This is a genomic window from Delftia sp. 11MD (assembly GCF_050907895.1).
GTDB lineage: Bacteria > Pseudomonadota > Gammaproteobacteria > Burkholderiales > Burkholderiaceae_C > Comamonas > Comamonas tsuruhatensis.
Window position 1 is genome coordinate 1,789,718 of the sequence record NZ_CP194333.1, and the last position, 20,556, is coordinate 1,810,273.

The window sequence follows — 20,556 nt, forward strand, 5'->3', positions numbered from 1 at the left end:
AGACGTCAGGCAGCCCTCATGCCGTCTGCAGGCACAGGTACTTGGTCTCCAGGTATTCCTCGATGCCGTGGCGCGAGCCCTCGCGGCCCAGGCCGGACTGCTTGACGCCGCCGAAGGGCGCGACCTCGTTGGAGATCAGGCCGGTGTTGATGCCCACCATGCCGTACTCCAGCGCGCGCGACACGCGCCAGATGCGGCGGTTGTCGTTGGTGAACAGATAGGCGGCCAGGCCGTAGATGGTGTCGTTGGCGCGGCGCACCACCTCGTCCTCGTCATGGAAGCGGAACAGCGGCGCCAGCGGGCCGAAGGTCTCTTCCTCGCAGACTTGCATGCTGTCGTTCACATCGACCAGCAGCGTGGGCTCGAAGAACAGCTGGCCCGGCACCGGGCGCCTGCCGCCCGCCAGCAGGCGCGCGCCCTTGGACAGCGCATCGGCCACATGGCTTTCCACCTTCTGCACGGCCGCCTCGTTGATCAGCGGGCCATGGGTCACGCCGGGCTCCAGCCCATTGCCGACCTTGAAGCCCGCCATGGCACGGGCCAGGCGGCGAGCCAGTTCGTCGTGGATGCCATCCTGCACATAGATGCGGTTGGCGCACACGCAGGTCTGGCCGGCGTTGCGGAACTTGGAGGCCACGATGCCGGCCACGGCCTGGTCGATGTCGGCATCGTCAAACACGATCAACGGTGCATTGCCGCCCAGCTCCAGCGACAGCTTCTTGACCGTGTCGCTGCACTGGCGCATCAGCAGCCGCCCGGTGGCCGTGGAGCCCGTGAAGCTGAGCTTGCGCACCACGGGGCTTTGCGTCAGCGCCTGGCCGATGTCCTGCGGATGGCCGGTCAGCACCTGGAAGACGCCGGCGGGAATGCCGGCCTCCTCGGCCAGCACGGCCAGGGCCAGGGCCGTGAAGGGCGTGCTTTCGGCCGGCTTGACCAGCATGGTGCAGCCGGCGGCCAGCGCCGGGCCGGCCTTGCGCGTGATCATGGCGGCCGGGAAATTCCAGGGCGTGATGGCGGCGCACACGCCAATGGGCTCGCGCAGCGTGAGCAGCTGCTGGCCTGCGTTGGGCGACTGCAGCAGCTCGCCGTCCACGCGCTTGCCTTCCTCGGCAAACCATTCGATGAAGGAGGCCGCATAGGCGATCTCGCCGCGCGCCTCGGCCAGGGGCTTGCCCTGCTCCAGCGTCATCAGCCGCGCCAGATCGTCCTGGTGCGCCAGCATCAGGTCGAACCAGCGGCGCAGGATGCCGGCGCGCTGCTTGCCCGTCAGCGCGGCCCAGGCGGGCAGGGCGCGCTGTGCGGCGGCAATGGCGGCCTCGGCCTCGCCGGCCTGCAGGGCGGGTACCTGGCCCAGGCGCTCGCCTGTGGCGGGGTTGAAGACATCGATGGCGGGGCCGGAGCCCACGGGGTGCCAGCCCTGGGCAAGCAGGCAGGCCTGGCGGAACAGATCGGGGCGTTGCAGTGAAAGACTCATGGTGCGGGAAGGCTCAGGCTGTGGAATGGATTCAGGCCGCGACCGGCTGGGGCGCGGTCTGGGTGATGGCGTTGGCGATGATGTCCAGCGCCTTGCCGAACAGCGGCTCTGGAATCGTCAGCGGATAGAGGAAGCGGATGGCGTTGCCGTACAGGCCGCAGGTCAGCAGCAGCAGGCCTTGCTGCTGCGCACGCTGGACGATGGCGGCCACGCGCTGCGCGTCCGGCGCACCGCTGCCGGGAATGTGGAATTCCACGGCCAGCATCGAGCCCAGGCCGCGCACTTCGGCGATGCCGGCATCCTGCGTCTGCAATGCCTGCAGGCGCGAGCGCAGCTGGCTGCCCAGTGCCAGGGCGCGCTCGCACAGCCGTTCTTCATCGATCACGTCGAGCACGGCATGGGCCGCGGCCACGGCCAGCGGGTTGGCGGCATAGGTGCCGCCCAGGCCGCCGGGATGGGGGGCGTCCATGATGGCCGCGCGGCCGACCACGCCCGAGATCGGCAGACCGCCGCCCAGGCTCTTGGCCATGGTGATCAGGTCGGGCCGCACGCTGTAGTGCTCCATGGCAAACAGCTTGCCCGTGCGTGCAAAGCCGGTCTGCACCTCGTCGGCGATCAGCAGCATGCCGTGCTGGTCGCACAGCTGGCGCAGGCCCGTGAACAGCGCGGCAGGCACGGGGTTGAAGCCGCCTTCGCCCTGTACGGGCTCCACGATGATGGCTGCCACGCGCTGCGGGTCCACCGAGGTCTTGAGCAGCATGGCAATGGCGTCCAGCGACTGCTGCACGCTGATGCCCTGCACATCGCTGGGAAAGGGCGCGTGGAAGACTTCGCCCGGCATGGGGCCGAAGCCCTGCTTGTAGGGCGCCACCTTGCCCGTCAGCGCCATGCCCAGTTGGGTGCGGCCGTGGAAGGCGCCCTGGAAGGCGATCACGGCCGAGCGGCCCGTGGCATGGCGGGCGATCTTGACGGCGTTTTCCACCGCCTCGGCGCCCGTGGTGAAGAAGGCGGTCTTGGCCGGGCCGTCGATGGGCGCCAGTGCATTGATGCGCTCGGCCAGCGCAATCGCGCTTTCATAGGGAACGATCTGGAAGGCCGTGTGCGTGAAGCACTCCAGCTGGCGCTGCACGGCCTGCACCACGCGCGGATGGCGGTGGCCCGTGTTGAGCACGGCAATGCCGGCCGCGAAGTCGATGTACTGGCGGCCCTCGGCATCGGTCAGCAAGGCGTTGTCGGCCTGCACGGCGTGGAAGCCGCACATCACGCCCACGCCGCGCGGCATGGCGGCGGTGCGCCGGCTCTGGAGTTGCTGGTTGACGGACGAGGCTCTGGTGGTGTCGTTGGTGGCGGCGCTGGACATGGGAAGGTCTCCGTTGAGGTGGCTGCAATGCTTACGGTTATAGTGGCGATTGGTTCCATGAATGGAGCCATCTTTTGAAAAGATGATGGTGCCAATCGAGTTCGCCACCATCGCTTCCACAACGCAGGCAACGCAGGCAACGCAGGCAACGCAGATATGGCAAAACCCTCCGTGTGCGCGGACCTCATCCTCCAGATGGACTGGCGCGGGCTGGGCGGGGACCGCGTCCGCCTGAACCGGGCCCTGTACCTGGCGCTGCGCCAGGCCGTGGACAGCGGGGCCCTGTTGCCGGGCAGCCGCCTGCCGGCCTCGCGCGACCTGGCCCGCGAGCTGGATGTGTCGCGCAACACCGTCAACCATGCCTATGAGCAGCTGCAGGTGGAGGGCTATGTGCGCAGCCAGGTCGGGCGCGGCACGCAGGTGGTCGACACCCTGCCTGCGGCCATGCTGCTGAGCGGCGGACGTGCACCCGCCCGCCGCGCTGCCGCCGCAGCGCCTGCGCCTGGCGGCGGCCTGTCCGTGCAGGCACAGGCCTTGCTGAAAACCGCCCAGGCTTCGGAGCAGCAATGGGGCGCCTTCATGCCTGGCGTGCCCGACGTGACGCAGTTCCCGCGCGCCGCCTACGCGCGCATCCACAACCGCCTGCTGCGACACGCCGGGCCGCAGCTGCTCACCTATGGCACGCGCGGCGGCGTGGAGGCGCTCAAGCAGGCGCTGGCCGAGCACCTGCGCGTGGCGCGCTCGGTGAACTGCGCAGCCGACCAGGTGCTGATCACAGAAGGCGTGCACCAGGCCATCGACCTGGTGGTGCGCAGCCTTGCCGACCCTGGCGACTGCGTCTGGATGGAGGAGCCGGGCTACTGGGGCATCGCCAACGTGTTGCGCATGCAGCACGGGCTGAGCCTGCACAGCGTGCCAGTGGACGAGGAGGGCATGCATCTGCCGGACGGCCTGCCCGTGCCGCGGCTGATCTTCGTCACTCCCTCGCACCAGTACCCGCTGGGCGCCGTCATGAGCATGGCGCGGCGCCGCGCGCTGATCGCCTACGCGCGCCGGGTGGGTGCCTGGATCGTCGAGGACGACTACGACAGCGAATTCCGGTTCTCCGGCAGCCCCGTGCCCAGCATGCAGGGCATGGAGGAGGACGCGCCCGTCATCTACATAGGCACCTTCAGCAAGACCCTCTACCCGGGACTGCGCATGGGCTACATGGTGCTGCCCCCGACCCTGGCCGAGCCGCTGCGCCGCATCCATTCAGAGCTGTACCGAGAGGGTCACCAGCTGCCGCAGCAGGTCATCGCCGAACTGATCGTGGAAGGCCACTACGCCGCCCACATCCGCAAGATGCGCCTGCTCTACGGCAAGCGCCGCCGCATGCTGATGGCCTTGATCGAGCGCTATCTGGGCGCCGACCACCTGCCCTGGGTGGACAGCGGCGCGGGGCTGCATTTCGTGATGCAGCTGCCCGGGCAGGACGATGATGTCGTGCTCGCCGAGGACCTCCGGCAGGCCGGCATCTTCGTCAAGCCGCTGTCGCGCTACTACGCGGGTCCGCACCGGCGGCGTGGCCTGCTGCTGGGGTACGCCTGCGTTTCCGAGGAAGAGATAGGCGCAGCCTTCTTCCGCATGCTGGCAGTGCTCGGAGCCCGGCATGGCCGGCGCTGAGGCCCGGGCCGGACCATCCGGCCGGGCGCCGCCTTGGCTCCCGACGCCAACCCTTTTTTGTCTGCCTAAGGATGCACCATGATCTCCATCCGCCCCGTTGAACCCCATGAATGGCCGCAGTACCGGGATATCCGCCTGCGTGCCCTGCGCGATGCGCCCGACGCCTTCGGCAGCACCTGGGAGTCGGAGGCCGCAAGGGTTGACGCGGACTGGGCTGTGCGGCTGCAGGCCGCCGTTGCCGGCGGCTGGGACAGGGTGCTCTTCGCCGTCAACGGCGGCCAGGCCTGCGGCCTGCTCTGGTGCAAGCTGTGTGCCCCCGAGCCCGGCGTGGCCGATCTCTTCCAGATGTGGGTCGATCCCGCCGTGCGTGGCCGGGGTGCGGGCCAAGCCCTGCTGGCCCAGGCCGTCGCCTGGGCCTGGCACAAGGGCATGCAGCGTGTGCGGCTGGGTGTGACCGATGCCGACTCTCCCGCCATGCGCCTGTACCTGGCGAACGGCTTCCGGCCTGTGGGCGGGCTGCAGCCGCTGCGCGAGGGCTGCGAACTGCGCGTGCAGACGATGGCCCTGGACCGGGCCGGCGGCTGAACCGCTGCACAGCGCAGGAAGTTCCGGCAGTCAGTCCCTGCGGCCTCTGTCGCCCCCTGGTGGCCCCCGTGTAGCCCCCCCCGTAGCCCCGGGGCGTCCACAAGGCCGTCCTGCATCAGCCCGGCAGCACGGCCGGTGAAGGCACCTGCCGGGTCTTGGCCAGTTGCGCGTTGCTGTAGCGAAGATCAGCGGTGACCTCCGCTCCCAGCCAGGCGGGCGAGGGCGGCTGGATATCCTCGCTGGCCAGTTCGATCTCGGCCGTGACCAGCCCGGCCAGCGGGCCTTCGAATACATCGACCTCGAAGTCGAAGCCGTCCACCGTCACGATGTAGCGCACCTTTTCGAGTGCGCCATGCGCGCAGTGCTGGGCCAGCAGCGTCTCGGCGTCGGCCAGCGGAATCCGGTATTCGAATTCGGCGCGGCTCATGCCGCGTGCCGGCCCCTTGAGCGTGAGAAATCCGGCGTCCCCGGCGATGCGCACCCGCACCCACATGCCGTTGTCGGCGATGTATCCCTGCGCCATGCGCACGCCGGTCAGGCCGGTCACGACGCCGGGGTCGGCCACAAGGTATTTGCGTTCGATTTCGAGAGCCATGCTGATGCCCTTGCAGACAAAGGCGGCAGTCTATCGCGCCACCATCGCCCTGCCCGGCAGATGGCCGGCCACAAACAAAAAGCCCCGTAGGGGAGTGCGGGGCTTTCCAGGGGGGGGCGGTTGCCGGCCCGGGGGGCGGCATCCACAGCGCCTTACAGCGAGTCGATGAAGCTGCGCAGCTTGTCCGAGCGGCTCGGATGCTTGAGCTTGCGCAGGGCCTTGGCCTCGATCTGGCGGATGCGTTCGCGCGTGACGTCGAACTGCTTGCCCACTTCTTCCAGCGTGTGGTCGGTGGACATTTCGATGCCGAAGCGCATGCGCAGCACCTTGGCTTCGCGCGGGGTGAGGCCGTCGAGGATGTCCTTGACCACGTCGCGCAGGCCGGCCTGCATGGCGGCGTCCACGGGAGCGGTGTTGTTGGTGTCCTCGATGAAGTCGCCCAGGTGCGAATCGTCGTCGTCGCCGATCGGCGTTTCCATGGAGATCGGCTCCTTGGCGATCTTCATGATCTTGCGGATCTTGTCTTCCGGGATCTCCATCTTGGCCGCCAGGATGGACGCATCGGGCTCGAAGCCGAACTCCTGCAGATGCTGGCGCGAGATGCGGTTCATCTTGTTGATGGTCTCGATCATGTGCACCGGGATGCGGATGGTGCGCGCCTGGTCGGCGATCGAGCGCGTGATGGCCTGGCGGATCCACCACGTGGCATAGGTCGAGAACTTGTAGCCGCGACGGTATTCGAACTTGTCCACGGCCTTCATCAGGCCGATGTTGCCTTCCTGGATCAGGTCCAGGAACTGCAGGCCGCGGTTCGTGTACTTCTTGGCGATGGAGATCACCAGGCGCAGGTTGGCCTCGATCATCTCCTTCTTGGCGTCACGGCTGGCGCGCTCGCCGTCGTTCATGCGCTTGTTGATGCGCTTGAGCTCGTCCAGCGGCACGACCACGCGCGATTGCAGGTCGATCAGGTTCTGCTGCAGTTCCTGCACGGGCGGGACATTGCGCTCCAGCACGCTGCTCCAGGGCTTGCCCGCCGCGACCTGCTCCACCACCCACTGCAGGTTCAGCAGGTTGGGCGGGAACTGGGCGATGAAGGTTTCCTGCGGCATGCCGCACTTGTCCACGATGATCTTGCGCAGCTCGCGTTCCTTCTTGCGCACGTCATCGACCTGGGCACGCACGAGGTCGCACAGCTTCTCGATGGTCTTGGCCGTGAAGCGGATGGTCATCAGCTCTTCGGTCAGGGCCTTCTGCACCTTGATGTACGTGGGCGTGCCGTAGCCTTCCTTGTCGTACACCTTGTGCATCTTGTCGAAGTTCTCGCGCATGGCGTCGAAGCGGCGCAGCGCCTCGTTCTTGAGTTCTTCGAGCTTCTTGGTCAGTGCCTTGGAGCCGCCCTTGCCGTCGTCGTCGTCCTCTTCGTCGTATTCGTCGAAGTCTTCTTCGGCCACGTAGTCGTCGTTCTCATTGGCGTTGACGAAACCGTCGACGATGGTGGAGATGACGACCTTGCCTTCGCGGATTTCCTCGGACATGGCCAGGATTTCTGCGATGGTGGCGGGCGAGGCCGAGATGGCCTCCATCATGTCCATCAGGCCGCCTTCGATGCGCTTGGCGATTTCGATCTCGCCTTCGCGCGTCAGCAGCTCCACCGTGCCCATTTCGCGCATGTACATGCGCACGGGGTCGGTGGTGCGGCCGAATTCGGAGTCCACCGTGGACAGGGCGGCTTCGGCCTCTTCCTCGGCTTCCTCTTCGGTGGTGGCGGACTGGCCCGTGTTGTTCAGCAGCAGGGTTTCCGCGTCGGGAGTCTGCTCGTAGACGGCCACGCCCATGTCGTTGAGCATGGAGATCACGACTTCCAGCGTCTCGGCATCGACCAGCTTGTCGGGCAGGTGGTCGTTGATTTCGCTGTGCGTCAGGTAGCCGCGCGTCTTGCCCAGCTTGATCAGCGCCTTCAGGCGCTGGCGGCGGGTGGACATTTCCTCTTCGGTCAGGACGGTTTCGTCCAGGCCGAATTCCTTCATCAAGGCACGTTCCTTGGCCTTGCTGATCTTCATGCGCAGGGGCTTGACCTTTTCAGCCGGGGCCGAGGAGGCCTCGACCTCGACTTCCACTTCGGTCTCGACTTCGCCTTCCACTTCGCCATCGATGTCGCCATCGATGTCCGACAGGTCGGCGTCGTCCATGTCGTCGCCCGCTTCCTTGGCCTTGGGCTTGCGGCCGCGCTTGGCGGGAGTCTTGGCTGCAGCGGTGGAGGTGGCGGCCTTGGCCGGCGCCTTCTTGGCGGCAGCAGGCTTCTTTTCTGTCTGGGCGGGGGCGTCGTCGCCTTCGGCTGCCTTCTTGCGGCCACGCTTGGGCGTCGCGGCGGCGAGCAGTTCGTCGGCCATGGCTTTGAGTTCGGCTTGGGACTTGGTTACCACGTCGGTATCTTTCTTTGCTTTGGCCGCAGATGCGGCGCTCTTCGGTCCTGCAGCGGCTTTGCCGGCACCGGCCTTGACGGCCGGGGCTGAAGAGGTTGTCGAAGTCTTGGGCTTCGCTGGAGCTTCGGGGGCCTGCTTGGACTTCACGGACTTTGAAACGGGCATGAGCACCTCACGGTCGGGAGCGAACACACACAAAGGGAAACTCAAACAAGCGCCGCCTAAGCGCGCGCGGACGGACTAGGCCCGCCAGGGAAGCGTACATATTCCAGGCAAGATGTCTGGGCGATCATTTGGTGTGCAGTCCTTGCGGGAAATTGGGCCGTGCAGTTGCTGCAATCACGTGAGTTCGTCACGGGGCCCGGTCCGGAGGTGCTGCTGTCGCTCTTGCCGATAGCCCCCAATTATATCTGCTTACCTCGATTTCAAGAGGAAGTGCGCATCTGGTTTTCCAGGGCCTGCTGTCGGGCAAAGAGATCGCGATAGCGCTGGGCGGCGCTGGGGTCCCGTGCCATGTCGCGCAAGGCTTCGTCGATCTGGGCCTTGATGTGGACGATGACCATGCGATTGAGGACATCACGCAACTCACGGCGCAGCTCGGGCAGTTCGCCCTCGGGATGCGCGTGGGGGCCGCTCATGAGCCTGTCTGCCAGCGTTTCGTGAGGCAGGCCGCGCAGTTGTTCGCGCAGCACGGCAAAGGGCCGGGCCCCGGATTCCTGGAACTGTGCCTCCATCCAGCGGAACATGGCGCCATGTTCGCCTGAGCAGTGCGCCAGTGCCTCGAAGTCCTCGTGGGTGAGTTCTTCCATGAATTCCATGTGCGCCATGAGCAGGCGTGCCGCCTGGTCGGTGCGTGTGGCTGGCGCGCCACGCGGGCCCATGGGGGGCGGGTTGAAGTCGGCCCGGCCATTCTTGTCCCAGGGTTTGCGCGGCCAGGGCTTTTTGCCGCCGCGCCCGGGCTCGCCGCTGCGCCAGCCGCCCGCGCCGCTTCCATGGCCGCCACGCTCGTGCCAGCCCGAAGGCGCGCCGTATTCGACAGGCTGGCCCCAGTCGGGCGCGGCCGGTGCATGGCCGGCCTGCTGGCCCGGATGGGAAGCACCGCCGGCCATGGAGCCCCGCGCCGGGCCGCTGCGAGCGGCTTCCTGCGACCACAGGTCGGAGAGGTCGCGCGCATCGAGCTGCACGAGTTCGGCGATCTCGCCCAGCAGCTGGCGCTTGAGCGCGCCGTCAGGCAGGGCCGTCCACAGGGGGCGGGCATTGCTGGCCATGTGGGCACGGCCTTCGGCCTGGCCCAGGTCGCAGCCTTCGCTGGCCGCCTCGATGAGAAAGCGGCTCAGCGGCAGCGCGTCGCCCACGTAGCGGGCAAAGGCTTCGCTGCCGTATTCGCGGATGAAGCTGTCCGGGTCGTGTTCGGCGGGCAGGAAGAGGAATTTGACGCTGCGCGTGTCGCTGGCATAGGGCAGGGCCGCATCGAGCGCCTTGCGCGCGGCGCGCCGGCCCGCCCCGTCGCCGTCGAAGCTGAAAACGACGGCGTCAGTAAATCGAAACAGTTTGTGAATGTGATCGGGCGTGCAGGCCGTGCCCAGCGTGGCGACGGCGTTGGCAAAGCCCAGCTGGGCCAGGGCCACCACGTCCATATAGCCTTCGGTGACCAGCGCATAGCCCATGTCGCGCAGGGCGGTGCGGGCCTCGAACAGGCCGTAGAGTTCGCGCCCCTTGTGAAACACCGGGGTTTCGGGCGAATTCAGGTATTTGGGCTTCTCGTCGCCGAAGACGCGGCCGCCGAAGCCTATGCACTCGCCCTTGACGTTGCGGATGGGAAACATCAGCCGGTCGCGGAAGCGGTCGTAGCGCTTGCCGTCGTCCTCGCCGACGATGACCAGGCCCGATTCTTCGAGCTGCGGATCGTCGTAATGCGCAAAGACGCTGGCCAGGTTGCGCCAGCCGGCGGGCGCGTAGCCCAGGCCGAAGCGCCTGGCGGTCTCGCCCGAGACACCGCGGCGCTTGAGGTATTCGATGGCCTGGGGGGAGGCCTTCAGGTGCTTGCGGAAAGATTCGCCGGCCTTTTCCAGCACGTCGGTGAGAGTGGCCTGTTTCTGCTTCTGGGCGGCCTGGCGCTCGCGCTCGGCCGGGCTGATGTCGTCCTGCGGCACCTGCAGGCCGACCTGGCCGGCAAGATCCTGAACCGCTTCGACGAAGCCCATGCCGGCATGGTCCATCAGAAAACCGATGGCGTTGCCGTTCTTGCCGCAGCCGAAGCAGTGATAGAACTGCTTGCTGGGGCTGACGGTGAAGGAAGGCGACTTCTCGCTGTGGAAAGGGCACAGGCCCATGAAGTTGGCGCCGCCCTTCCTGAGCTGTACGTAACGGCCCACGATGTCGACCACGTCGACGCGCGCGAGCAACTCCTGGATGAACGATTGGGGAATGGACACCCGCGTATTGTGCCTTCGCGGGGCCATCCGGCCGTGCCCCGGGGGCACTGGCCGGCAGCGCCCGGCCCTCAGCCCAGGCGCTGGAAGGTCAGCGTGAAGGCCACGCCATCGCGCGTGTTGTGGGCCCTGATCGTGCCGCCCATCTTGGCCATGTAGGTCCTGGCCACGAACAGGCCCTGTCCCCGGTGCTCGGCGCCGCTGGCGGCAGAAGGCTCCTGGGGCGCGGACACCCCCAGCTCGAAGATGCGCTCCAGCAGGTCCTCCGCAATGGTGGCGCCCTGGTTGTGCAGCGTGGCGCTGGCGGTGGACTCGGAGGCCGACAGCGACAGCGTGATGGCCGTGCCGGCCGGACGGTAGCTGTCGGCATTGCGCAGGATGTGGGTGACCACGTCCTCCAGGGCAAATTCGTCGGCGCGCACGATCACGGCGCCGGCGGCTCCCGCGCTCCCGCTCTTGTTCCCGCCTTCGTAGACCACATCGGCAATGCCCGCATAGTGCGCGTTGGCCGCCACGTGGCTGAGGAAGGCGTCCAGGTCCAGCCGGCCCTCCGGCACGGTGGCGGCCTGCAGCGCCTCGGCCGGCGATGCCGTGCCGTAGAGCACATGCACGGCCTGCTGCATGCGCTGCACATAGCGGTGGCCGGGGTCGTCGGGGCCGTACAGCACCATCAGCGATTGCAGGGGCGACATGATCTCGTGGCCCACGGCATGCCACATGTCCCGCTCCTGCTGGGCGCGCAGCTGCTCGCGCTGCAGGTCGTCCTTCACGCGCTGCAGCAGGTCGGCCAGGCCGCCGGCCAGAATGCCCAGCTCGTCGGAACCACGCAGGTCCGACACTTCGAGGTCGCCCAGGCGTGGGCCGACATGGCCGTCCTGCACGTTGTACGACACGGCGGCGGCGCGCCGGGTGAGGGCGGTCACGCGGCGGATCAGCCCCAGCTCGACGATCAGCCAGGCCAGCGCAATGGCGGCCAGCATGGCGCCCAGGTACCAGGACAGGCGCGTGGCCACGGCGGCCAGGCCCTGCTCCACATCGCGCGGGTGGCCGGTGAAGCTGACGGTGTAGTTGCCCGTGGGCGTGTCCAGAATGTCCTGGCCCGTGGGCACGGCCGGGGTCATGGTGGCGGCGGAGACGCCGGCCGCATGCAGCGGCAGCCAGCTGATCAGGCGCAGCAGCCAGGGCGCCGACGGCGCGGCCTGCACATCCACGCCCTTGAGGGTGATGGCGCTGGCCTCGTCGGCACCCACCTTGCGGATCTGCACGCGCTCGCCGGGCAGCAGGCTGCGCGAGATGTCGTTGAGCGAGGCGGCCAGCTGCGCCCCCGGCGCATTGCTGTCGAACAGGGGCGCGGCCGCCTCGCCCGGGGCCAGCATTTCCACGCGCACACGCATGCTGCCCAGGTCTTCGGGCGGCCAGACGGGGCGCACGTCCCTGCGAAACAGGGCCTCGCGGAACAGCTCGACCGGCAGGCGGATGGAGTAGTGCGTGCGGCGCAGGCAATCGGCTGCAGGGGGCGTCTTGTCATTGCCCGCATGGCCCTGCACGCCAGGCGGCAGGTCGCGGCAATGGCCGTTCTGCCAGAGCCAGCCACGGAAATCGCGCACGGGCCGCGCGCGGGCGTCAAGCTGGGGCGTGCCGTTGTCCACAAAGCCGGTGAGCCGGCCGTGCTCGCCGTTGCCGGCCCTGCTGCCCTGCTGCGGCATGGCCTCATAGGGGGCGATCCAGCGGTAGGTGCTGCCGCGCATGTCCAGCGTGATGCGGGCGCGGTGCGCCTGGGCGGGCTCGCGCGAGCCGCGCTCGCGCGGTGTCAGCTCGCCTGCGAAGAAGCTGCCCACCAGATAGATGAAGCCGCCTGCGTAGGGATTGTTGCCGATGGCCGCGCACAGCGAGGCGCCATCGGGATACTGCACCGAGCAGCCGGCCATCTCCACGGCCTGCTGGGACTTTTGCGGATCGTCGAAGTCGATGGCCGCGTAGGGCAGCAGCAGCGGCGCCAGCGGCGTCACGCCCTGGCCCAGGTGTCCGGCATTGAGCAGGGCCAAGCGTCCCGAAGGATGGCGCAGCCGCGCCATGACCTCGGCCTGGCTGCGCACAAAGCCGTGCTGGTAGGCCTGCCAGGCGCGTTCCTTCTCGTCCTTGAGCACCACCACGCTCAGCGCCACCGTGGCCACGGCCAGCAGCACGAACACGCCGCGCAGCAGGATGCGCTGGCGGAAGGCGGCCAGGCCCAGGCGCGGAACTTCCAGCCGGGGCAGCTCCAGTTTGGGGTTGAGCAGGCGCTTCATGCGCGGGCGGCGGCGCCGGCCTGGCCCACCCAGCGAAAGCCGCGCATGGGCACGTTCTCTATGCCTTCGAAGCCCGGGTCCACCTCGCGCAGGGCCTCGCGGATGGTGCTGACGTGCTTGCGCACGTTGTCGCGGTTGCGGCCGCTTTTGACCACCTCGAACAGCTCGTCGTAGGACACCACTTCGCCGCTGCGCTGGTGCAGCGTGGCCAGGATGCGCTGGGCCGTCAGCGGCAGGTTGATGCGCTCGCCGCGCCAGGTGGGCGTGCGCTGCCACAGCGGGTCCAGCACCAGGGCATCGCCTGCGGGCGCTGCGGCGGCCTGCGCGGCCACGGGCGCCGCGCGCTGCGTGGTGCGCAGGATGTCGAGGAAAGTCTCGATGAAGTCCGCCTCCTCGAAGGTGGTCTTTTGCAGGTAGTCCCAGGCGTCCAGCGCTTTCATGATGCTGCGGTAGATGGCGGCCGGCATGGCCGACACCACCAGCACCGGCGTGCCCTGGCCCAGCTTGTTGATGGCGTTGATCAGGGCCACGCCGGCATGGCGCTCGCGGCCCAGCTCGATGTCCAGCACCACGGCGTCGTAGTGCTCGCGCGCCAGGGCGGCCTCGGCCTCGTCGCGCGTGAACCACTGGTCGATCACGATGCCGCTGCGCGCACTGCGTATCCATCCCGCCAACTGGTTGCTGGTGGGCAGGTCGTCTTCGATCACGGCGATACGGGTCATGGGGCTGTGCAGGGGTGGGGTCGGGGGAGGCCGCCGTGGCGGTGTTCGCGGGATTATCTCGGCCCTGCGCCGGCCCGGGTGTGAGTTTTTCTTCCGGGGCCGGAGCGTTTGCGCCGCCGGTGTGAGCGCTTTGGTCCGTGCGCTGCGTTGTTGCTTCCGGGGTGGATCCGAACAATCGGTCCTCAATGAGCCACCCCTGTTTCCGGTGCCTCAGAAACAACCAACAACAGCCAACAACAGCCATCACAGCCGAGAGAGAGAACACCATGAAAGCCACCTGGAACCGCATCATGCAGGCCCTGACGGGCCGCAAGTCCGCCCGCCTGGACGGAGCCGGCACCGCCGATTCCTCCGAGCCTGCAGCCGACGCCGGCACGCTGCCGGGCAACGCGCCCCGCCGCCAGCCCGTGGACTGGGCAGTCCTGCTGCCCACGGCACGTACCGTGCGCTGGCTGGCCATCGGCGCCGTGGTGGTGGCGACCGGCCTGGTGGTGGTGCGCAACCCGCCCGTGCAGCACCTGGAGCAGGGCACGCTGGGCGTGCGCCTGAACCAGTTCACGGGCTCCGTCAGCCTGTGGCGCGATGGCAGCGTGTGGGTGGTTCCGGGCCTGCACACGGTGCGCGTGTTCTCCCTGCGCGACCAGAGCTACCGTCCGGAGGCCATGCGCCAGGCCAATGGCAGCGCACCCCTGCAGTCGGTCGAGGGCCTGTCCCTGGGTCTGGACCTGAACGTGCGCTATGCGCTTGATCCCGCATCGCCCGCCGTCAAGGCCGGCAACCTGCCTCTGGACATAGGCGGCGACATCGTGGAGCCCGCCGTGCAGGGCCTGGTCTACAAGGTGTTCGCACGCTACACCGTGCGCGAGATCTTCTCGACCAAGCGCGCCGAGATCGCCCAGATCATGGAAACCGAACTGCGCACGCGCCTGGCGGCCGACGGCGTGACGCTGCGCAGCATCCAGATCGGCAAGGTGGACCTGCCCGCCGAGTACCGCCGCGGCATGGACAGCCTGCTGGCCGAGGAGCTGGCCTCCGAGAAGATGCGCTACACGCTGGAGCTCAAGGACAAGCGCGTCAAGGAAACCGAGCTGGATGCCAATGCCGACAAGGTGCGCCGCGAAGTGGCCGCCGAAGCCGCCGCACGCGAGCAGGTGATTGCGGCGCGTGCCCAGGAAGAGGCCATGAAGCATGTGCTGCCCTTCAAGCAGCGCCAGATCGAGCAGCGCCAGCTGGAGGCCGAGGCCGAGCGCGTGGCCCGCGTGAAAGCTGCCGAGGGCAGCGCCCAGGCCCGCCGCATCGAGGCCAATGGCGAAGCCGATGCACGCCAGAAGCTGGCCGAGGCCGAGGCCTTCCGCATGGACCGCCTGGGCAAGGTCAACGCCGAGCAGATGGCGCGCGAAGGCACCCTGGTCACGCGCTACCCGCTGCTCATCCAGAAGACGCTGGCCGACAAGCTCTCGGACAAGATCCAGGTCATCATCGCGCCCCCGCCGACCAATGGCGACTTCATCGGCGCGGCCCTGCTGGGCGGCAGCCGCAATGCACAGGCCGGCGCAGCCTCCGTGGCGGCCGAAGATGCCAACGCAGCCGTTCAGGAGCAATAAGCCATGCTGACCGTATCGACCTTGGCCGCCGCAGCGCTGGCCACCGGCATGGGCAGCGCCATCGTGGTGCAGGACCAGGCCAGCCTGCGCGCCGCGCCGCGCGATGGCGCCCAGCAGCAGGCCAGCCTGTGGCAGGGCGAGGTGCTGGAGATCAGGGGCGAACGCCTGGACTACCTCCAGGTCTGGGACCACAAGCGCGAGCGCGGCGGCTTCATCCGCGCCAGCGATGTGCGCCGTGTGGCCCTGACCGAGGCCGATGCCCCCGCGCTGCTGGCCGTGCTGCGCTTCGTGCAGGATACGCCCGGTGCCGAGGCGCTGGGCATCGGCCTGGCGGCCGCCTACCTGCAGGCCGCGCCCGCCAGGACCCTGGCTGGCGCCGAAGGCGCGCAGGCCTTCGACGCACTGGGCGGCTTTGCCGACCGGCTGGCGCGGCGCGCCTCCGCCGCTGCGCCCGGCAAGACCTCGGGCGCCACGCTGTCGGCCCACCTGGATGTGGCCAGCGGCTACGGCCTGCGCTTTGCGACCCATGAGGTCGAAGGCCGCATGCAGGTCTGCTACGAAGGGGAATTCTTCCGCCGCGTGCTCGCCATGCCGGCCGCCGACGCGCCGCAGCGCGCCCGCGCCGCCCTGGCGCTGACACGGCCCGAATGCGTGGACCCCGATCTGCCGGCCCATGAGCGCGCCCGCCTGTACGCCTGGCAGGCCGATGTGCTGGAGCGCGTGGATGTGACCGGCCTGCCGCCCTACCTGCGCGGCCGCGTGCAGATGCGCCGCGCCAGCGTGTGGGGCGCGCTGGCCTTTCAGCAGGCGCGCAAACGCATGGCCGACCCTGCCGTGGCTGCATCGGCCGCCCGGGCGCTGGCCGAGTTCACGGGCGTCAGCAAGTCCGAGCTGCCCGATGAAGACCAGAGCGCCTACAACGACGCGGCCATGCGGGTGAGCGCCGTGCGCTGGGCGCTGGCGCCTGTTGCTGCTGCGGCTCCTGCTGCCGGAGCCCGCCCGACGCTGCTGACCGAGCCCGGTGCTGCCGGCGAAACCTGCGTGCTGCTGGTGGACGCCCAGCACGGCGCCAAGGCCCCTTTGCTGCGCCGCTGCACCTATGGCCTGGTGTGGGCTGCATCGGCCAGCACCAACCGCGAGGGCACGGCCGTGGCCCTGGCCGTGCAGCCGCTGGAAGGCTGGCGCGAACTGTGGGTGCTGCGCAAGACCGAAGGCGGCTGGCTGGCCGATGTGCTTCCCCCCGCCGCCACCGCGCCGGAGACCGGCGTGGCCGAATGGGCGGGCTGGGTGCCTGGCGGCCAGCTGATGCTGGTGGCGCGCGAGGCCCGTGGCCAGGGCCGCTACCGCAAGAGCTTCGAAGTGGTGCGGCTGGACGGCCTGGCCACCGAGCGCGTGACCGGCGATGTGTCCGCCCTGCCGCTGTTCCAGCGCTGGCAGGACCCGGCCTGGAAGCGCCAGTCCCTGAGCCTGCGCTGAAGCAAAAAAAAGCCTGCACCGGTGGGGTGCAGGCTCGTCTCCAACGATGCCTGGAGCGTTGCCAGGCGACTCCTCTAGGAACTCCTTGTTCGCCTTCCAGCGGCGCTGGCCGGCGAATCCAAGCGGCGATTCTACGAGTGAAGCCGGGGCCGTGCGGCCGAGTCATCTGATAAATGATGTCTTATAGAGGACTGTGGTTGTGTAGTCGCCTGGGGGACAGTCGGAGGTGCGTCTGCAGGCTGGTCAAGTGATTGTTTTGCATGAGTATTTTCAATTTCCATGAAATTCTGAAAGTTGTGATGCCCTGCAAAGACCATGCATGCCGCTTTGGTTATCCGGGCCTGTGCGGTGGCGCGCCCGGTGGTCTCGCATCAAGCTTGTGTAAGCCTGTCTTGCTATATCTTCAGGTTTCGCCAGTCTGCAATGGCAGACCTGCATCACACCAAGAACCCCAGCGAACCGGAGACCACGATGACCCACATTTACGACCAGCACCTGGACCGCAACAGCGCCAACCATGCGCCGCTCAGCCCCTTGGGCTTCATCGCCCGCACGGCCGAGGTCTATCCCGAGCGGCTGGCCGTGGTCCACGGCACGCTGCGCCGCAACTGGGGCGAGACCTATGCGCGCTGCCGCCAACTGGCCAGCAGCCTGCACAAGGCGGGCGTGGGCAAGAACGACACCGTGGCCGTAATGCTGCCCAATACGCCGCCCATGGTGGAGGCGCATTTCGGCGTGCCCATGGCGGGGGCCGTGCTCAATGCGCTGAACACGCGGCTGGATGCGGAAACCATCGCCTTCATGCTGGACCATGGCGAGGCCAAGGTGCTGATCGTGGACCCGGAGTTCACGGGCGTGGTGGCCAAGGCGCTGAAGCTGCGCCAGCGCAGCGCGCCGCTGCTGGTGATCCAGGTCGAGGACGCGCTGTACGGCCCGGCCGCCGAGCAGGTGGGCAGCCTGGACTACGACGATTTCGTGGCCGGCGGCGATGCCGGTTTCGACTGGCAGCTGCCCGCCGACGAGTGGGACGCCATTGCGCTGAACTACACCAGCGGCACCACGGGCAACCCCAAGGGCGTGGTCTACCACCACCGGGGGGCGGCCATCAATGCCATCAGCAATGTGCTGGAGTGGGACATGCCCAAGCACGCCGTCTACCTGTGGACCCTGCCCATGTTCCATTGCAACGGCTGGTGCTTTCCGTGGACGGTGGCGGCACGGGCGGGGGTCAATGTCTGCCTGCGCCGGGTGGAGGCCCAGGCCATCTTCGACGCCATCCGCAACCACGGCGTCACGCATTACTGCGGCGCGCCCATCGTGCACGGCCTGCTGGTCAACGCGCCGGCCGCCATGAAGGAGGGCGTGCCCGCCGGAGTCAAGGCCATGGTGGCGGGCGCGGCGCCGCCGGCGTCGATGATCGAGGGCATGGAGCAGCTGGGCTTCGACATCACCCATGTCTACGGCCTGACCGAGGTCTACGGCCCGGCCACGGTCTGCGCCAAGCACGCAGCCTGGGATGGGCTGGACATCGGCGAACGCGCGCGCCTCAATTCACGCCAGGGCGTGCGCTACCACCTGCAGCGCTCGGCCAGCGTGCTCGATCCCGAGACCATGGAGCCCGTGCCCCATGACGGCCAGACCATGGGCGAGATCATGTTCCAGGGCAACATCGCCATGAAGGGCTACCTGAAGAACCCGCAGGCCACGGACGAGGCCTTCCGCGGCGGCTGGTTCCACACGGGCGACCTGGCCGTGCAGCATCCGGACGGCTATATACAGATCAAGGACCGCAGCAAGGACATCATCATCTCGGGTGGCGAGAACATCTCGTCCATCGAGGTCGAGGACGTGCTCTACCGCCACCCGGCCGTGATGGCCGCCGCCGTGGTGGCCAAGCCCGATCCCAAGTGGGGCGAGACGCCCTGCGCCTTCATCGAGCTGAAGGCCGGCGCGCAGACCACGGCCGAAGACATCGTGGCCCACTGCAAGAAGCACCTGGCCGGCTACAAGGTGCCGCGCGCCGTGGTCTTTGGCGAGCTGCCCAAGACCAGCACGGGCAAGATCCAGAAGTTCGAGCTGCGCCGCCAGGCCGGATCGGTCCAGGCCATCACGGGCTGATGGCCAGGCCGCAGGGCGGGCAGCGGCTCAGTGTCCGGCCGTCTTGGAAAACAGCTGGATGACCAGCACGCCCGCCACGATCAGGCCCATGCCCGCCAGCGCGGGCAGGTCCAGCGTCTGGCCCTGCCAGAGCCATCCGACCAGGGAGATCAGCACGATGCCCGCGCCCGACCAGATCGCATAGGCCACGCCCGTGGGCACGGTGCGCAGCGTCAGCGACAGGAAGTAGAAGGCCAGCGCGTAGCCCAGGACCGTGACCACGCTGGGCCACAGCCGCGTGAAGCCTTCGGACTGCTTGAGGCAGGAGGTGGCCGCCACCTCGGCGACGATGGCCAGGCCCAGGTACAGGTAGTTGGACGCCATGCTCAGATGGCCGCGTAGCTGCCCGTGCCCTCGGGCCAGCGCGTGAGCACGTCGAAACCCGTGTCGGTCACCACCACCATGTGCTCCCACTGGGCGGACAGCGACTTGTCGTTGGTGATCACCGTCCAGCCGTCGGCCAGTTCGCGCGTGGCCGCCTTGCCGGCGTTGAGCATGGGCTCGATGGTGAAGATCATGCCGGCCTCCAGCACCATGCCCTGGCCGGGCTGGCCGTAATGCAGCACCTGAGGGTCGTCGTGGTAGACCTTGCCGATGCCGTGGCCGCAGTACTCGCGCACCACGCTGAAGCGCTCGCGCTGGGCCACGGTCTGGATGGCATGGCCGATGTCGCCCAGCGTGGCGCCGGGGCGCACGGCGCGGATACCGGCCAGCAGGGCCTCGTAGGTGGTCTCCACCAGGCGGCGCGCCTGGTTGGAGGGCTGGCCCACGTAGTACATGCGGCTGGTGTCGCCGATCCAGCCCTCGGGCGTGGTCACGGCCACATCGACATTGAGGATGTCGCCCTCGCGCAGGATCTGACGGGCGTCGGGGATGCCGTGGCAGACCACGTGGTTGGGCGAGGTGCAGACCGTCTTCGGAAAGCCGTGGTAGCCCACGTTGGTGGGCACGCAGCGCAGTTCATCGACGATGAAGTCATGGCAGAGCTTGTCCAGGTGCTCGGTGCTGACGCCCGGCTGCACGTGGGGCACCAGCATCTGCAGGACGCGGGCGGCCAGGCCACCGGCCTTGCGTGATTGCCCGATATCGAGGGCATCGTGCAGCGGAACGCTGCGCAGCTTGGCGCCCCTCATTGCAGGCCTCCCGAAAGGCGCACGGGGCGCGGGCGGCGTGCTGCCGTATCGGCGGGAGCCGGCGCCGCTTCGGGCTCGCCCAGCTTCAGCGTGGCCGCGGCCTCTTGCAGCAGCAGGGCGCAGATGCCTGCGTAGTCGAGATGGGGATGGTGTTCGGCCAGCTGGCCGACACGCAGCCAATGCTCGGCCTGGGCGTTGATGGATCGACCCAGGGCCGCGCTGGACAGGCGGATCTGGTCGTGCAATTGGTCGGATATTTTGACGATTCCCATGGGGTGGCGATCATACGGGGAATATACGTTTCGTATATTGACAATCGCAAATCGCGGGCTCTGCGGCGGGACATTCGTGCAGGTCTTCAGATGCAGGCCGCCATGTCGTCGGCAAGACTGCGCGAAGTACGGTGTGAATGCTCTTGTGTTGATAGCGTAATGATCAGGTCCGGCTGGCCATCCGGCAAGGATGATGTTTTTCCTGCAGCGCGGTCCTGCACAAGACTGGGCCTTGCGCGATCGGCGGTCTTCTATCAGATATCTGTTGCAGATCTGGGGCTTACCCCTAGCAAGTCGCCTGCTACCCAAACTGACAAGAATCAAGACTGTCTGGAAGCGAATGTCCTGCAAGCCGGCGCATGGTGCGGCC

15 protein-coding genes are annotated in these 20,556 nt (G+C 68.0%); 5 read left to right on the forward strand and 10 right to left on the reverse strand.

Annotated features, from left to right (window positions below; genetic code table 11):
• Positions 1–16: 16 nt before the first annotated feature.
• Positions 17–1,474, reverse strand: a complete 1,458-nt coding sequence (locus ACRSCF_RS08065) for an NAD-dependent succinate-semialdehyde dehydrogenase (protein WP_203400547.1) — start codon at positions 1,472–1,474, stop codon at positions 17–19.
• 31 nt (positions 1,475–1,505) lie between these two features.
• Entirely contained in the window at positions 1,506–2,834 is a 1,329-nt protein-coding gene (gabT, locus tag ACRSCF_RS08070; RefSeq protein ID WP_034364165.1) for a 4-aminobutyrate--2-oxoglutarate transaminase, read from the reverse strand.
• 156 nt (positions 2,835–2,990) lie between these two features.
• On the opposite strand from gabT, the gene ACRSCF_RS08075 reads away from it, so the two are divergent.
• Together ACRSCF_RS08075 and ACRSCF_RS08080 are read left to right on the forward strand one after the other, a co-directional pair.
• Positions 2,991–4,499, forward strand: a complete 1,509-nt coding sequence (locus ACRSCF_RS08075) for a PLP-dependent aminotransferase family protein (protein WP_016447587.1) — start codon at positions 2,991–2,993, stop codon at positions 4,497–4,499.
• 78 nt (positions 4,500–4,577) lie between these two features.
• On the forward strand, positions 4,578–5,084 hold the full coding sequence (locus ACRSCF_RS08080) for a GNAT family N-acetyltransferase (protein ID WP_244387914.1): 507 nt from the start codon (positions 4,578–4,580) through the stop codon (positions 5,082–5,084).
• Positions 5,085–5,199: 115 nt separating this feature from the next.
• On the opposite strand, the gene ACRSCF_RS08085 is transcribed toward ACRSCF_RS08080, so the two are convergent.
• The 5 genes from ACRSCF_RS08085 to ACRSCF_RS08105 form a co-directional block, all read right to left on the reverse strand.
• Positions 5,200–5,679: a CYTH domain-containing protein gene (locus tag ACRSCF_RS08085; RefSeq protein WP_016447585.1), complete on the reverse strand. Its 480-nt coding sequence runs from the start codon at positions 5,677–5,679 to the stop codon at positions 5,200–5,202.
• A 152-nt stretch (positions 5,680–5,831) separates the two neighbouring features.
• A complete protein-coding gene (gene rpoD / locus ACRSCF_RS08090; RefSeq protein ID WP_016447584.1) occupies positions 5,832–8,267 on the reverse strand; it encodes an RNA polymerase sigma factor RpoD in 2,436 nt (811 codons plus the stop codon).
• Positions 8,268–8,527: 260 nt separating this feature from the next.
• On the reverse strand, positions 8,528–10,564 hold the full coding sequence (dnaG, locus tag ACRSCF_RS08095; protein ID WP_016447583.1) for a DNA primase: 2,037 nt from the start codon (positions 10,562–10,564) through the stop codon (positions 8,528–8,530).
• A gap of 41 nt (positions 10,565–10,605) precedes the next feature.
• Complete coding sequence (locus ACRSCF_RS08100; protein ID WP_212646512.1) at positions 10,606–12,822, reverse strand: sensor histidine kinase; 2,217 nt, start codon at positions 12,820–12,822, stop codon at positions 10,606–10,608.
• Positions 12,819–13,544, reverse strand: coding sequence for a response regulator transcription factor (locus ACRSCF_RS08105; protein ID WP_016447581.1), 726 nt, complete (start codon positions 13,542–13,544; stop codon positions 12,819–12,821). The genes ACRSCF_RS08100 and ACRSCF_RS08105 overlap by 4 nt, the downstream gene beginning before the upstream one ends.
• A 266-nt stretch (positions 13,545–13,810) precedes the next feature.
• Between ACRSCF_RS08105 and ACRSCF_RS08110 the strand changes: the two genes are divergently transcribed.
• The 3 genes from ACRSCF_RS08110 (at position 13,811) to ACRSCF_RS08120 (ending at position 18,742) form a co-directional block, all read left to right on the forward strand.
• On the forward strand, positions 13,811–15,148 hold the full coding sequence (locus ACRSCF_RS08110) for an SPFH domain-containing protein (RefSeq protein WP_034364162.1): 1,338 nt from the start codon (positions 13,811–13,813) through the stop codon (positions 15,146–15,148).
• Positions 15,149–15,151: 3 nt separating this feature from the next.
• Complete coding sequence (locus ACRSCF_RS08115) at positions 15,152–16,624, forward strand: hypothetical protein (RefSeq protein WP_034364160.1); 1,473 nt, start codon at positions 15,152–15,154, stop codon at positions 16,622–16,624.
• Between the two features lie 471 nt (positions 16,625–17,095).
• Positions 17,096–18,742 (forward strand): acyl-CoA synthetase, encoded by a 1,647-nt coding sequence (locus tag ACRSCF_RS08120; protein ID WP_034364211.1) that lies wholly within the window; start codon positions 17,096–17,098, stop codon positions 18,740–18,742.
• A 27-nt stretch (positions 18,743–18,769) separates the two neighbouring features.
• Here ACRSCF_RS08120 and ACRSCF_RS08125 read toward each other — a convergent pair whose 3' ends face one another.
• From ACRSCF_RS08125 to ACRSCF_RS08135, 3 genes are read right to left on the reverse strand one after another with little or no spacing between them, the layout of a single operon-like run.
• Entirely contained in the window at positions 18,770–19,105 is a 336-nt protein-coding gene (locus ACRSCF_RS08125) for an SMR family transporter (RefSeq protein WP_012206837.1), read from the reverse strand.
• Between the two features lie 2 nt (positions 19,106–19,107).
• Complete coding sequence (gene map / locus ACRSCF_RS08130) at positions 19,108–19,914, reverse strand: type I methionyl aminopeptidase (RefSeq protein ID WP_034396318.1); 807 nt, start codon at positions 19,912–19,914, stop codon at positions 19,108–19,110.
• Entirely contained in the window at positions 19,911–20,186 is a 276-nt protein-coding gene (locus ACRSCF_RS08135) for a ParD-like family protein (protein ID WP_012206835.1), read from the reverse strand. Before ACRSCF_RS08135 ends, map begins: the two co-directional genes overlap by 4 nt.
• Positions 20,187–20,556 lie beyond the last annotated feature (370 nt).

Bases quoted from the DNA above. Each gene is read 5' to 3' on its own strand.
- ACRSCF_RS08065 (WP_203400547.1), bottom strand. From the start codon at position 1,474: ATGAGTCTTTCACTGCAACGCCCCGATCTGTTCCGCCAGGCCTGCCTG.
- gabT (WP_034364165.1), bottom strand. From the start codon at position 2,834: ATGTCCAGCGCCGCCACCAACGACACCACCAGAGCCTCGTCCGTCAAC.
- ACRSCF_RS08075 (WP_016447587.1), top strand. From the start codon at position 2,991: ATGGCAAAACCCTCCGTGTGCGCGGACCTCATCCTCCAGATGGACTGG.
- ACRSCF_RS08080 (WP_244387914.1), top strand. From the start codon at position 4,578: ATGATCTCCATCCGCCCCGTTGAACCCCATGAATGGCCGCAGTACCGG.
- ACRSCF_RS08085 (WP_016447585.1), bottom strand. From the start codon at position 5,679: ATGGCTCTCGAAATCGAACGCAAATACCTTGTGGCCGACCCCGGCGTC.
- rpoD (WP_016447584.1), bottom strand. From the start codon at position 8,267: ATGCCCGTTTCAAAGTCCGTGAAGTCCAAGCAGGCCCCCGAAGCTCCA.
- dnaG (WP_016447583.1), bottom strand. From the start codon at position 10,564: ATGGCCCCGCGAAGGCACAATACGCGGGTGTCCATTCCCCAATCGTTC.
- ACRSCF_RS08100 (WP_212646512.1), bottom strand. From the start codon at position 12,822: ATGAAGCGCCTGCTCAACCCCAAACTGGAGCTGCCCCGGCTGGAAGTT.
- ACRSCF_RS08105 (WP_016447581.1), bottom strand. From the start codon at position 13,544: ATGACCCGTATCGCCGTGATCGAAGACGACCTGCCCACCAGCAACCAG.
- ACRSCF_RS08110 (WP_034364162.1), top strand. From the start codon at position 13,811: ATGAAAGCCACCTGGAACCGCATCATGCAGGCCCTGACGGGCCGCAAG.
- ACRSCF_RS08115 (WP_034364160.1), top strand. From the start codon at position 15,152: ATGCTGACCGTATCGACCTTGGCCGCCGCAGCGCTGGCCACCGGCATG.
- ACRSCF_RS08120 (WP_034364211.1), top strand. From the start codon at position 17,096: ATGACCCACATTTACGACCAGCACCTGGACCGCAACAGCGCCAACCAT.
- ACRSCF_RS08125 (WP_012206837.1), bottom strand. From the start codon at position 19,105: ATGGCGTCCAACTACCTGTACCTGGGCCTGGCCATCGTCGCCGAGGTG.
- map (WP_034396318.1), bottom strand. From the start codon at position 19,914: ATGAGGGGCGCCAAGCTGCGCAGCGTTCCGCTGCACGATGCCCTCGAT.
- ACRSCF_RS08135 (WP_012206835.1), bottom strand. From the start codon at position 20,186: ATGGGAATCGTCAAAATATCCGACCAATTGCACGACCAGATCCGCCTG.